The 13,054-nt window shown below is 69.0% G+C and carries 11 protein-coding genes; 7 read left to right on the top strand and 4 right to left on the bottom strand.

The annotated features are described in order from the left end of the window. Window positions 1–39 precede the first annotated feature (39 nt). Both serS and ASE96_RS07775 read left to right on the top strand, forming a co-directional pair. Window positions 40–1,320 carry a serine--tRNA ligase gene (serS, locus tag ASE96_RS07780; protein WP_056428313.1) on the top strand — a complete coding sequence of 427 codons (1,281 nt, stop codon included), beginning with the start codon at window positions 40–42 and terminating at the stop codon, window positions 1,318–1,320. A gap of 132 nt (window positions 1,321–1,452) precedes the next feature. Next, the gene (locus ASE96_RS07775) at window positions 1,453–2,334 is read left to right on the top strand and encodes an HAD family hydrolase (protein ID WP_056428310.1); all 882 of its coding nucleotides are present in this window, start codon (window positions 1,453–1,455) and stop codon (window positions 2,332–2,334) included. A gap of 21 nt (window positions 2,335–2,355) precedes the next feature. Here the strand turns inward: ASE96_RS07775 and ASE96_RS07770 are convergent, their stop codons facing one another. Further along, window positions 2,356–2,955, bottom strand: a complete 600-nt coding sequence (locus ASE96_RS07770) for a MarR family transcriptional regulator (RefSeq protein ID WP_056428306.1) — start codon at window positions 2,953–2,955, stop codon at window positions 2,356–2,358. A gap of 220 nt (window positions 2,956–3,175) precedes the next feature. Here ASE96_RS07770 and ASE96_RS07765 point away from each other — a divergent pair, with 220 nt between their 5' ends. Next, on the top strand, window positions 3,176–5,596 hold the full coding sequence (locus ASE96_RS07765) for a phosphoketolase family protein (protein WP_056429266.1): 2,421 nt from the start codon (window positions 3,176–3,178) through the stop codon (window positions 5,594–5,596). Between the two features lie 22 nt (window positions 5,597–5,618). Here the strand turns inward: ASE96_RS07765 and ASE96_RS07760 are convergent, their stop codons facing one another. The 3 genes from ASE96_RS07760 to ASE96_RS07750 form a co-directional block, all read right to left on the bottom strand. Further along, entirely contained in the window at window positions 5,619–6,401 is a 783-nt protein-coding gene (locus ASE96_RS07760; protein WP_056428303.1) for a DUF429 domain-containing protein, read from the bottom strand. A gap of 45 nt (window positions 6,402–6,446) precedes the next feature. Next, window positions 6,447–7,772: a carboxylesterase family protein gene (locus ASE96_RS07755; RefSeq protein WP_056428299.1), complete on the bottom strand. Its 1,326-nt coding sequence runs from the start codon at window positions 7,770–7,772 to the stop codon at window positions 6,447–6,449. Between the two features lie 154 nt (window positions 7,773–7,926). Then, a complete protein-coding gene (locus ASE96_RS07750; protein ID WP_056428296.1) occupies window positions 7,927–8,415 on the bottom strand; it encodes an inorganic diphosphatase in 489 nt (162 codons plus the stop codon). A 153-nt stretch (window positions 8,416–8,568) separates the two neighbouring features. Here ASE96_RS07750 and dacB point away from each other — a divergent pair, with 153 nt between their 5' ends. The 4 genes from dacB (at window position 8,569) to hpt (ending at window position 13,016) form a co-directional block, all read left to right on the top strand. Continuing rightward, a complete protein-coding gene (gene dacB, locus ASE96_RS07745; RefSeq protein WP_056428294.1) occupies window positions 8,569–10,086 on the top strand; it encodes a D-alanyl-D-alanine carboxypeptidase/D-alanyl-D-alanine endopeptidase in 1,518 nt (505 codons plus the stop codon). Between the two features lie 67 nt (window positions 10,087–10,153). Beyond that, a complete protein-coding gene (locus ASE96_RS07740; RefSeq protein ID WP_056428291.1) occupies window positions 10,154–11,272 on the top strand; it encodes a zinc-dependent metalloprotease in 1,119 nt (372 codons plus the stop codon). Between the two features lie 125 nt (window positions 11,273–11,397). Continuing rightward, window positions 11,398–12,435, top strand: coding sequence for a tRNA lysidine(34) synthetase TilS (tilS, locus tag ASE96_RS07735; protein ID WP_200913024.1), 1,038 nt, complete (start codon window positions 11,398–11,400; stop codon window positions 12,433–12,435). A 29-nt stretch (window positions 12,436–12,464) separates the two neighbouring features. Beyond that, window positions 12,465–13,016, top strand: a complete 552-nt coding sequence (gene hpt / locus ASE96_RS07730) for a hypoxanthine phosphoribosyltransferase (RefSeq protein WP_056428288.1) — start codon at window positions 12,465–12,467, stop codon at window positions 13,014–13,016. Window positions 13,017–13,054 lie beyond the last annotated feature (38 nt).

Genomic DNA, 13,054 nt, shown 5'->3' with positions numbered 1-13,054 from the left:
TTGCCCGGTAATGGTGCCCGGATTGGATAGTCTTGTCACGTGATCGACGTAAAAGACCTCAGCGACAATCCGGACAAGTTCCGGGCCAGCCAGCGCGCCCGCGGCGCCGACGAATCCGTGGTGGACGCGATCATCGCCGCGGACTCGGCCCGGCGCGCCGCCCTGATCCGCTTTGAAAACCTCAGGGCCGAGCAGAATGCCTTCGGCAAGAAGGTGGCGCAGGCCAAGGGCGAGGAGAAGCAGGCCCTGCTGGCGGAGGTCAAGGTCCTCGCCGGCCAGGTCAAGGCCGCGTCCGCCGAGGCCGACGCCGCCCAGGCCGACCACGACGAACTGCTGCGCGCCATCCCCAACCTCATCGAGGACGGCGTCCCCGCAGGCGGCGAGGACGACTACATCGTGGTCAAGACCGTCGGCACGCCCCGCGAGTTCACCGACTTCAAGCCCAAGGACCACCTGGAGATCGGTGAGCTGATCGGCGCCATCGACATGGAGCGCGGCGCCAAGGTGTCCGGTTCGCGGTTCTACTTCCTGCGCGGTGCGGGAGCCCGGCTGGAAATGGCGCTGCTCCAGATGGCAATGGAGCAGGCGATCGACGCCGGTTTCGTTCCGATGATCACCCCCACCCTGGTGCGCCCGGAGACCATGCAGGGCACCGGCTTCGACGTCAAGCACGACGCCGAGATCTACCGCCTCGCCGAAGACGACCTCTACCTCGTGGGCACCTCCGAAGTGGCACTCGCCGGCTACCACGCGGACGAGATCCTGGACCTCTCCGCCGGCCCGGTCCGCTACGCCGGGCAGAGCTCGTGCTACCGCCGCGAGGCCGGGTCGCACGGCAAGGACACCCGCGGCATCATCCGGGTCCACCAGTTCAACAAGGTGGAGATGTTCATCTACACCACGGTCGAGGAGGCCGCGGCCGAGCACGCCCGGCTGCTGGCCTGGGAAGAGGAGATGCTGGCCAAGTGCGAACTGCCGTACCGGGTCATTGACACCGCGGCCGGGGACCTCGGCAACTCCGCCGCCCGCAAGTTCGACTGCGAGGCCTGGGTTCCGACGCAGGGCGCCTACCGCGAGCTGACCTCCACCTCGAACTGCACCACCTTCCAGGCCCGCCGGCTCAACATCCGCGAACGCGTGCTGACCGAGGACGGGGCGCCCAAGGGCACCCGGGCCGTCGCCACGCTGAACGGCACCCTGGCCACCACGCGCTGGATCGTCGCCATCCTGGAGCACCACCAGAACCCGGACGGTTCCGTCAACATCCCGCAGGCCCTGCAGAAGTACCTCGGCGGCATGACGGTCTTCCCCGTCATCTGAGCCGCCGTTTCCGGCCCATGACCCGGCGGACTGCCGCGGGGTCATTGGCGTCAACAGCTGTTCATCCCGGGTTCACCGCGCGCTGTGGCGCGCGTCCTAGCGGCCGTCGGGGGTGTCTGCTCTACTTGTGAGATGACAACATTGACTGAAACCTCAGTCGCCGGCAACGATGACCGGCGAAATAACAACCGCATCAACGAGAACAACAACAACGCAGCAGCCCACAAGCTGATGGTCGCGCTCGACGTCGACGGCACCCTCGTGGACCACGACGGCCACATGTCCGTGCCCGTGCGCGAAGCCGCCCAGGACGTCGTGGCCGCAGGCCACCACGTCACCATCGCGACCGGCCGGTCACTCAACGCGACGCTGCCCATCATCGAGCACATCGGCATCGAAAACGGCTATGCCGTGTGCTCCAACGGCGGTGTCACGCTGCGGCTGGATTCCAGCCTTTCTGCCGGGTACGAGGTCGTGCACAAGGCCACCTTCGACCCCGGCCCCGTGCTGCGGGCACTGCGCAAGCGGCTGCCCACGGCCAAGTACGCCCTCGAGGACGAGGACGGCGCGTTCCTCTCCACCGAGCGCTTCCAGGACATGAGCTTCGGCGTGGAGGCCATCGGCGTCGACTTCCAGACCATGCTGGAAGCCACCGCGGTCCGCGTGGTTGTCTTCAGCGCCGAGAACACGCCCGAGGAGTTCAACACGGCCATCCGGCACATCGGCCTGGCCGGCGTGACGTACTCGGTGGGCTGGACGGCGTGGCTGGACATCGCCGCCGCAGGCGTGACGAAGGCCAGCGCGCTGGAGCATCTCCGTGGCCGGCTGGAGGTCGAGGCGCACCGCACCGTCGCCGTCGGTGACGGCCGCAATGACATCGAGATGCTCACCTGGGCAGCCCGCGGTGTGGCCATGGGCCAGGCGCCCGAGGAAGTCATCGCCGCCGCGAACGAGGTCACCCACTCCGTGTTCGACGACGGCGCCGCCCACGTGTTGCGCAGCCTGCTGCTCTAGCGACGCGGCCGGACGGAGGTGTCAGTGCACCTCGAGGATGAGGCCCAGGAGCCTGGCTGCGGCGGGACGCGCCGCGTGTTCCTCATTCCACTGGGCCCGCGCCACGGCCTTGCTGACCGCCTGGGTGGTGATCCCGAGTTCCTCGGCCACCGCTTTCTGCTGCCCGCGGACGCCTGGCGTCAGCAGGTCCAGGACGCGCCATTCGGCGGGGCTGCGGTCGTGCACGATGTGCCCCAGCAGCCGCAGCACGGCCTCGGCCTCTGCCGCGAGCTCGGCCAGTGGTCCCTCGACGGCCACCGGAATCCGGTCCTTGCCGTTGCGCAGCCGGTCCACGGCCCGGCGGGCATAAATCAGCCCGTGGCCTGAGGCGTCTTTAATCTGGTTCGGGAGCGGCTCGTTGACCGGCCCGACGCCGATCCCGACGTACCAGCTGCCGGTCCGCAGCGCGATCATCGCCGCTTCGACGGCCTGGTGCGGGACGTCCACAATGCCCTGGACCTCGTCTTCCACCGAACGGTCGAAGTCGAGGCGCGCGGGAATGTGCCGCAGGTCCTTGAGGAGCTGCGGCACGCAGTCGCCGTCGCGCCGGCTGTCTGTTTGATTGATGGTCAGCGTGAACATTCTGGGACCACACTACCCGGTGGCAAGGGGCTGGCAAGCTCCGCCCCTTGACACGTGCGGGCAGGCTTGTGTCCGCCCCGGGGACATGTTGCGATGGAGGTTGCGCGCCGCCCAAGTCCCCCGTGAAGTGAGGAATCCCGTGACCCGTGACCAGACCCGTGACCGGACCACCGACGCCGATCCAGTCGTCAGCGGCACCCCGGGGCGGGCTCCCGAAACTGTGCCGGAGACTGCCTGGCGGACGGGTGGCGACGAGGCCGAACTGGCGCTGGTGGACCGCTGGTGGCGGGCCGCGAACTACCTGTCCGTAGGGCAGATCTACCTCCGCTCCAACCCCCTGCTGCGCGAACCCCTGAGCGCCGGGGACACGAAATCCAGGCTGCTGGGCCACTGGGGCACCACCCCGGGGCTCAACTTCGTCTACGCCCACCTGAACCGGGTCATCCGCCGGGACAACCAGAGCATGCTGTTTATCGCCGGTCCGGGGCATGGCGGCCCCGCGGTGGTGGCGAACGCCTGGCTGGAGGGCACCTACTCCGAGATCTACAGCAACGTCGGCGACGACAAACCCGGCATGGCCGAACTCTTCCGGCAGTTCTCCTACCCGGGCGGCATTCCCAGCCACGCCGCCCCGGAAACCCCGGGCTCCATCAGCGAGGGCGGAGAGCTGGGCTACTCCCTGGCGCACGCCTACGGCTCCGTCTTCGACAACCCGGACTTGATCACCGCCGTCGTCATCGGCGACGGCGAGGCCGAAACCGGGCCGCTGGCCGCGAGCTGGCACTCCCATAACTTCCTGGACCCCGTGGCGGACGGAGCGGTGCTGCCCATCCTGCACCTGAACGGCTACAAGATCGCCAATCCCACCATCCTTGCCCGCATGCCCGAAGCCCAGCTGGAGCAGCTGCTCCGCGGCTACGGGCACGAGCCGCACTTCGTGACGGTGGGCCACCCGGACGACACCGCGGCTGCGCACCGGGACTTCGCCGCCGTCCTGGACCGCTGCCTCACGGAGATCCGGGACATCCAGGCGGCGCGCCGGAGCGCATCCGGCAGCGGCGAATCACCCGCCGGCGTGGCAGCCGGGGACGCCCCCGCGGCCCGCTGGCCCGTGATTGTGCTGCGCTCGCCGAAGGGCTGGACCGGCCCCCGGGTGGTCGACGGACTGCCGGTGGAAGGAACGTGGCGGAGCCATCAGGTGCCGCTGTCCGAAGTGCGCACCAACCCGGAGCATCTGGCGCAGCTGGGCGAGTGGCTCGAGTCCTACCGTCCCGACGAACTCTTCGACGACGCCGGGCGCCTCCGCCCGGACGTCGCGGCGAACGCCCCCGCTGGCCCCTTACGGATGAGCGCCACCCCGTACGCGAACGGCGGCGTGCTGCTGCGGGACCTCAAGCTGCCGGAGTATGAGGACCACGCGGTGGCGGTGGCACGGCCGGGAGTGGAGCGGGTCAGTGCCATGATCACGCTGGGCTCCTGGCTCCGCGATGTGATCAGCCAGAACCCGGAGACGTTCCGTCTGTTCGGTCCGGACGAGACCGCATCCAACCGGCTGCAGGACGTCTACGAGGTCACGGACAAGGTGTGGCAGTACCGGATCGATGAACTCGACGAACACCTTGCCCGGGCCGGACGCGTCATGGAGGTCCTCAGCGAACACCTGTGCCAGGGCTGGCTTGAGGGCTACCTGCTGACCGGGCGGCACGGCGTGTTCAGCTGCTATGAGGCCTTCATCCACATTGTCGACTCGATGTTCAACCAGTACGCCAAGTGGCTCAAGGTGCACCGGGAACTGGCGTGGCGCCGGCCGGTGGCCTCGCTCAACTACCTGCTGTCCTCGCACGTCTGGCAGCAGGACCACAACGGTTTCTCGCACCAGGATCCCGGCTTCATCGACCATGCCGTGAACAAAAAGGCCGAGGTCATCCGCGTCTACCTTCCCCCGGACGCGAACACCCTGCTCTCGGTGATGGAGCATTGCCTCGGCTCGCGGGACTACGTCAACATCGTGGTCAGCGGCAAGCAGCCCTCGCCGACGTGGCTGGGCCCCGCCGAGGCGGCGCACCACTGCCAGCGAGGCCTGGGGATCTGGGAGTTTGCCGGCTCCGAAATCCCCGGCGAGGAGCCCGACGTCGTGCTGGCCTGCGCCGGAGACGTGCCCACGGTGGAGACGGTCGCCGCGGCGGAACTGCTGAAGGCCGGTGCCCCGGGGCTGAAGATCCGGGTGGTCAACGTGGTGGACCTGATGCGGCTCCAGGATGCCAACGAACATCCGCACGGCCTGACGTCACGGGACTTTGACGGGATTTTTACGGCGGACAAGCCCATCATCTTCGCCTACCACGGCTATCCGTCGCTGATCCACCGGCTGTCGTACCGGCGGACGAACCAGGACGGGCTGCATGTCCGCGGCTACAAGGAAGAAGGCACCACCACGACCGCGTTCGACATGGCCATGCTCAACGGGATCGACCGCTTCCAGCTCGCCATCGACGCAATCGACCGGGTGCCGGGCCTGGCGGAGAAGCATTCGCTGCTGCGCCAGGCGCTGCAGGACAGCCGCATCCGGGCGCACAACCACACCCGGGACCACGGCGAGGACTCGGAGGATATCAGCGGCTGGACCCTCGGCGTCGAGTAGCCCCTGCTACAAGGGCGCCCCGCTACGGCCGGGTTCCGGGGAGCCCGTCCAGCCCGCCGGTAAGTTCGTCCAGCCCGCCGGCGGGCACGTGGATCCAGCCCTCAGTCACGGCCGCCCGGGCATGCCCGGCATCCGGGCGGAGCGTCGCGCCGATGGCCACGGCCCGCGCAGTGAGGGAGGCGATGAGCGCGTCGAACATGTCATCGGAGCCGGCCAGCTGCTCCCGGTGTCCGGCCAGGTCAAGCCACGGCGCAGCCTCCGTCAGGCCGTCCAGGATCTCGGCCAGCCGCTGCGCCTCGGCGCCGCCGCGCCCCTTGTAGCCGCGGGCCGGCAGACCCCAGGACTTCAGCGTCGCCGCCGGATACACCTCCGCGAGCCGGCCGCCGCCGTCCCTGGCCTGCGGTCCGTGAACCACTGCGATTTTGGCTTGGATGACGGCGCAGCGCATCGCGGGATGGGCCAGCCGGTCGGCGGAGACGCTCAGCGGGATCAGCCCGGTCCGGGCGGTGACGAAGCGGTCGGTGTCCCGGTACGCCAGCAGCCGGCGGCCCTCGATTCCGTCGTAGTCCAGCACGGGGTGCGGCTGAAAGGCCAGATGCCCGGCAAGGAAAGGCAGGAGGGCGTCGGGCCAGCCCACGGGGCAGTCGATCCCGGTCATGTCGCTGGCACCGAAGAGCCGCACGATCTCCGCGTCGCCGACGTCGAGGGCCAGGTGCTCCAGACGGGCGGTGCCGCTGCCCCAGACGATGACGGCGGCCGCGGTTTTCCGGGTCGCCGCGGCAAGGTCGACGCCGAGTGTCCTCACCGCTTCCCGCCCCAGAAGGCAACCGGAACCATGACCGTCACCGGACTAAACCGAGTGGTACCGCAGGGTACCGGGCAGACCGCCGCGGCTGTCCAGGCCGTCTCCCGCGGCAAAGCGGGCCCAGACGGCGCGGAGGGCCCGGCCCTGGGCGTTGATTTCCTCCCACGAGGCACCCGCCAGCAGGCCGGCTCCCGCCCAGGTTTGCTTGTTTCCGAACAGGAGCGGCAGGTCCACGGTGTGCGCGGCGCCGTAGACGTTTCCCGGCGCCGCCCAGCTCAGCACATAGCTGTAGGCCGTGCCGCCCGCTTGGGCATGGCGGCGGGCGAACTTCCGGGCGGCCCGGCCGTAGACCGCCTCCGTCACGGCCCAGTTGATGGCTTTGACCGCGGCGGCCCCGAGCACGGGGACCCTGGTCAGGAGGCTGACCGCGCGGTTGCGCGGCAGGAACAGCCGGGCTTCCTCGGAGGTGTGGCCGATCAGGACCTCGATCCCGGCGGCCGTGGCATTCCAGGCGTCGTCAATACCGGATTCCGGCGGCAAGGGAGTGTGCCCGTACTGGGTGCCGAACGGCATGGCCGCGATCAGCCCGAACTTCCGGGCCACCTGCGACACGTGCCCTTCAATTTCGACGACGTCCATCGCCGGGGTGTCTTCGGTGACGGTTTCGGCGGCGATGCCCATGGCGGTGCTCATCTTTTCCCGGCCCCGCGCAATGCCCAGCGGTGCACTTTGGATGATGGCGCGCTGGAAGAGGGCGGGGGCCTCCGGCGTCGCCATGAGGTGGGCGACGGCGTCGCCGCCGGCGGACTGCCCGAAGGCCGTGACCCGTCCCGGATCGCCGCCGAAGGCGCCGATATTGCGCTGGACCCAGCGGAACGCCTCAAGCTGGTCCAGCAGGCCGAGGTTCGCGGGCCGGCCGGTGCCGGTGGCGAGGTAGCCGAACAGGCCCAGGCGGTACGTCACGGACACCACAATGACCCGGTTTTCCGCGACGAGTGCGCGGGGGTCGAAGATGGCGAGGTCGCCGGAGCCCGAGGTGTAGGAGCCGCCGTGGAGCCACACCATGACCGGGACGCGCTCGTTCGCGGTGAGGCCGGCCGGCATGGTGATCGAGAGCCGCTGGCAGTCCTCGCTGCCGGGGAGTTCCCCGTAGCGGGTGCCGAGGATGTCGTCCAGGAACGGGACCGGTCCCTGCGGGCAGGCCGGGGACAGGGAGGTGGCCGCCAGGACTTCGGTCCGGTCGGGGGCGCTCGCGGGCGGCTGGAAACGCCCCGCCGTGGCGTAGGGGATTCCGGTGGCGCGCACCACGTCACCGTCACGCCATCCGGTGACCGGACCGCAGGGAGGGCTAAAAGCAGGGGCGACGTTCATGAGCCCACGATTTCATACATTCCTGACCCGCGACTGGCAGCCGCCGTCGTCGCTTAGCGGCAACAGCACGGTTAACGGCAACACGGGGTCACTTACCGCCCGTATCCGTTGGCCGGATAAGCGGTAGGTGACCCCGCGTTGGAGTTGAAAAACGCTAGTGCGTGTGCGGGACGTAGCGCTTGATGGAGGCTTCGAGTTCGGCCTCGGCGGCGGCGCGGTCACCCCAGCCCTCGGCCTTGACCCACTTGCCGGGCTCCAGGTCCTTGTACCGGGTGAAGAAGTGCTCGATTTCCCTGATGAGGAACTCGCTGACGTCGCTGATCTCGTTGATGTGATCAAAACGGGCGTCGGCCGGCACGCAGAGGACCTTGGCGTCGCCGCCGCCGTCGTCGGTCATGTTGAACACGCCGATGGGGCGGGACTCAACGATGACGCCGGGGTGCAGGTCGAAGTCCTGCAGCAGCACCAGGGCGTCCAGCGGATCGCCGTCTTCACCGAGGGTGTTTTCGAAGAAACCGTAGTGCGTGGGGTACTGCATGGAGGTGAACAGGACGCGGTCCAGGCGGACGCGGCCCGTCTCGTGGTCGACTTCGTACTTGACGCGTGATCCCTTGGGGATCTCGATGGTCACGTCATGCTTCATGGACTGCTCCTTGACGATTTCAGGGGGTTCGCGGCACCCGAGACATCCACAAAAAGCAGCGCCGGTGCCGCCGACTACTATTGAGGATATAGCGAGAGGCCCTGGTTTCAGGAACTAGTGGGGACATTTCAGGACTAAAGGACCAGCAGCAGCATGAAACGCAGAACGAGCCCCGCGGGCACGGACCCGGTGACCGGGCCGCTGCGGCGGAGCCTTCCGCTGCTGCTCCAGACCCTGCTGGTCGTGGCGCTCGCGCTCCCCGCGGGCCTGGCCGTCGCACCGGGCTTCTTCGGCGCCCCCGCCCCCGCAAGCGCGGGGCCGTCCGCCCCGCCCTGGCACCAGGTCCCCGGAACACTGTCCGCCGGCGGCGCCCAGGGCGGCGACCCGGACAGTATCGAACCGCTCACTGCCACGGCCCCCGTCCCGGAGCCCGGCTCCCTCGCGGCGCAACTCAACCAGACCCTGAAGGTCGACGGCGCCGGGAGCTTCACCGGGGTGGTGCAGGACGCCGCCACCGGGGAGGTCCTCTTCGACCGGTCGGGCGACGCTGTCCGCGTGCCGGCCTCCAACATGAAGCTCCTCACGGCCGTCGCGGCCCTGCGCACGCTCGGCCCGGAACGCCGCTTCAGCACCACGGTCGTGGCAGGCGACACCCCCGGATCGGTGGTGCTCACGGGCGGCGGAGACGTGCTCCTCGGTGCCGGCGAATCAGCCCCGGACGCCGTGCTGGGCCATGCCGGGCTCGCCAGCCTGGCAAAGGCGACAGTCCGGGCACTGAAGGACGACGGCGTCTCCGTCCCCGTGAAGGTGCTGCTGGACGATTCCCTCTTCACCGGCCCCGCGCTGAACCCCGCCTGGAGCCCGGAGGACGTTGCCGCCGGCGAGGTCGCTCCGCTGTTCCCGCTGGCACTGAACTCGGCCCGCTTCGACCCCGCCAAGACCACCGGTCCTCGGCCCCAGGACTCCGCGATGAGCGCCGCCAAGACGTTTTCGGCCGAGCTTGCGGCCGCCGCCCCCGCGGCCGGGCTGACTGTCGCGCCGGGCGTCACGCGGGTTCCGGCCGGATCGCAACGCGACGGCGGGACGGCGGGCAGCGGCTCTGGCAGGGTCCTGGCCGAGGTTCAGTCCGCTACCGTTGGCCAGCAGGTGGACCTGTTCCTGCGCACCTCGGACAACTACCTCACCGAGGCGATCGGCCGCATGGCCGCCGTCGCTTCCGGCAGGCCCGGGAGCAACCAAGGCGCCGTCGCAGCCGTGCTTTGGCAGCTCGAACAACTGAAAATTCCCGCCGGCACGCTGCGTGCCGCCGACGTCTCCGGACTGGCGCTCGCCAACCAGGTCTCCGCCCGGCAGCTCTCCGAAGTGGTCCGGGCCATCACCTCGGGCGCGGACACCCGGCTGCGTGCCGGCCTCGCCGGGTTCCCGGTTGCCGGGCTCACCGGAACACTGGGGGACCGCTACCTGGACGCGGCCACGGCCCGCGGCGCGGGACTGGTCCGTGCCAAGACCGGCACCCTGAACACGGTCATCGCGCTGAGCGGGTACCTGGTGGACGCCGACGGCCGGCTCCTGGTGTTTTCCTTCATCGGCAACGGCCTGACCCCCGGTGCCGCGAACAAGGCCGCGCTGGACCGCACCGCCTCCGTCCTGGCCGGCTGCGGCTGCCGCTGACGGGCCTGCGGCCGCAGCCCGACGAATTTAAGGCGCATTGTCCTGCCCTTGTGATCTGATGGAGCGTATGGAGTCCTCTGCCGGCGAGACATCAGCCCAAGCCCAAGCCCTCATCAACTGGGAGCTTGCCGCTTCCACCGCGGCACGGCTGACACCAGCCGGGCCCACCCTCAGCTCGGCGGAGATCGGCGCCGCCGTGGACAACCTGCGGCTCATGGCAGACATTTCCGTGCCGCACGTCCATGACATCACCGGGCTGGAGGCCGCCCGCGACCTGCGCGATTCCTCGGTCCTGGTGGTGGACCGCGCGTCCTGGGCCAAGGCCAACACCCAGAGCTTCGCCGTTATGCTCCAACCGGCGATGGAAAAGATGCTCGAAGGCCGCCGGGGTACCCTGAATCCCGGCGCGGCCAGCGTCAGCGGCGCCATCACGGGCAGCCAGCTCGGAGCCATCCTGGCCTTCCTTTCGAGCAAGGTACTTGGCCAGTACGACCCCTTCTCGGCGCTCGCCGAGAACGCCACGGCCCCCGCTGCCGGACGCCTGCTCCTCGTGGCGCCGAACATCATCTCCGTCGAGCGTGAAATCAACGTTGAACCCGAAGATTTCCGGCTCTGGGTCTGCCTCCACGAACAGACCCACCGGGTGCAGTTCGCCGCGGCGCCGTGGCTGCGGCACCACATGCTGGACGAGATCGAAAACCTCAGCGGCCAGTTGCTCGGCAACATGGACTCCCTGATGGAGCGGGCGTCCGCCGCGGCGAAATCGCTCAAGGACCGCACGGCGACCGGCGCAGCCCCCAGCCGGGGCGCCATCGTCGACCTGCTGCAGAACCCCGAGGAGAAGGCCGCCATCTCCCGGCTGACCGCGCTGATGAGTCTGCTCGAGGGGCACGCCAATGTGGTGATGGACGCGGTCGATGCCAGCATCGTGCCGTCCGTGAAGACCATCCGGCAACGCTTCAACTCCCGGGCGAAGGACCGCGGCGTGATCGAGAAGTTCATCCGCAACCTGCTCGGGCTGGACGCCAAGATGCGCCAGTACAGTGACGGCTCAAAGTTTGTCCGCGAAGTGGTGGACGTGGCCGGCATGGAGGGGTTCAACAGGGTCTGGGAGTCCGCCGACCACCTGCCGAGCGAGGCCGAAATCCACGACTCCAGGCTCTGGCTCGAACGGATGGGGCACTGACTCCCGTGACTTCCAGTCCCGTCTCCAGCGGACAGCTCTCCGACGGACGGCATTCCAGCGGACAGCTATCCAGCGGACGGCGCCGGCCCGGCCGGCTCGCGCCGGTGGTCGGCACCGCGCGCAAAATGCTGCAGGACGCGCTGTCCGACGCAGGCTACCCGGAACGGGTCCTGGTCGCCTGCAGCGGCGGGCCCGACTCGCTGGCCCTCGCCGCCGTGGCCGCCTACTTCGCCCGCCGCGGACACGTGGACGGCCACCCCGTTACTGTCGGAGCCGTCGTCGTGGACCACCAGCTGCAGCCCGGATCCGCCGACGTCGCAGCTGCCGCGGCGGCCGCGCTGCGGGAACTGGGGCTCTCGCCCGTGCAGATCAGGACCGTCGACGTTGCGTCCACCGGGATGGGCCCGGAAGCGGCGGCCCGGGACGCCCGCCACGCTGCCCTGGAAGCTGCCGCCGACGACACCGGCGCCGGGGCCATCCTCCTCGGGCACACCCTCGACGACCAGGCCGAACAGGTGCTGCTGGGGCTCGCCCGCGGCTCCGGAACCCGTTCCCTGGCCGGCATGCGGCCCGCCCGGGACCGCCTGCTGCGGCCGTTCCTGGGACTGCGCCGCGCGGACACCCTCGCGATCTGTGAGGTTGAAGGCCTGGACCCCTGGCACGACCCGAGCAACGCCGATCCGGCGTTTGCGAGGTCCCGGACCAGGGTTGAGGTTCTGCCGCTGCTGGAGGAGAAGCTGGGGCCGGGGGTGGCTGAATCGCTCGCGCGCACCGCCGCCATCCTGCAACTTGACGCCGACTACCTCGAAGACGTGGCGGAAGGTACCTATGCCCGGCTCCGGGAACAATCCGGTGCCACCATCAGCCTCCCGGAGGGAACCCTGCGCGAACTGCCGCCGGCTATACGGTTCCGCGTCATCGCGAAAGCCGCGGCCGCCGTCGGAGGCCAGCAGCCCGGCTACCAGCGCCTGCTCGCCGCGGAAGCACTGCTCCGCCGGCAGGGGTCGGCAGGTCCCGTGGAGCTCCCCGGCGGGGTCAGCGTCTACCGTCTCTCCCTCGCCCAGCTCCTCGCCGAGGGGAAGGCGGGGCCCGAAGGGGTTCCCCGCGAAGCGGCCCGCTGTGGGAAGCTTGTATTCCGGCCTCAAAAACCGCCCCAAATATAGTCGCCCCCGCATCTACACAGGAGTTATTGGTGGATTCAAACGACGTCCAGTCAGATCTCAAGCATGTTCTGTATTCCAGGGAACAGATCCAGTCACGGATCACCGAACTCGCTGCCCAGATCGACAAGGACTACGAAGGCCGCGATCTGCTGATCGTAGGCGTGCTCAAGGGCGCCGTGATGGTCATGGCCGACCTCGCCCGTGCTCTTCACAGCCACGTGTCAATGGACTGGATGGCCGTCTCGTCCTACGGTTCCGGCACCCAGTCTTCCGGCGTGGTCCGTATCCTCAAGGACCTCGACACGGACCTCATGGGCAAGGATGTGCTGATCGTCGAAGACATCATCGACTCCGGCCTCACCCTGTCCTGGCTCAAGACCAACCTGGAATCACGCGGCACGGCCTCGGTGGAAATCTGCACGGCGTTCCGCAAGCCGACGGCCGCGAAGGTCCAGATCGATGTCAAGTACGTCGGCTACGACATCCCCAACGAGTTCGTTGTGGGCTACGGCCTGGACTACGCCGAGAAGTACCGCAACCTGGACTTCGTCGGCACCCTGGCGCCGCACGTTTACGAATAGCGGCCCCCGCCAGGCGGGACAGGTCCGGCAGGACGGGC

The sequence above is a fragment of the Arthrobacter sp. Leaf69 genome (genome assembly GCF_001422645.1).
GTDB lineage: Bacteria > Actinomycetota > Actinomycetes > Actinomycetales > Micrococcaceae > Arthrobacter.
This window is presented reverse-complemented; position numbering and strand designations above follow the sequence as displayed.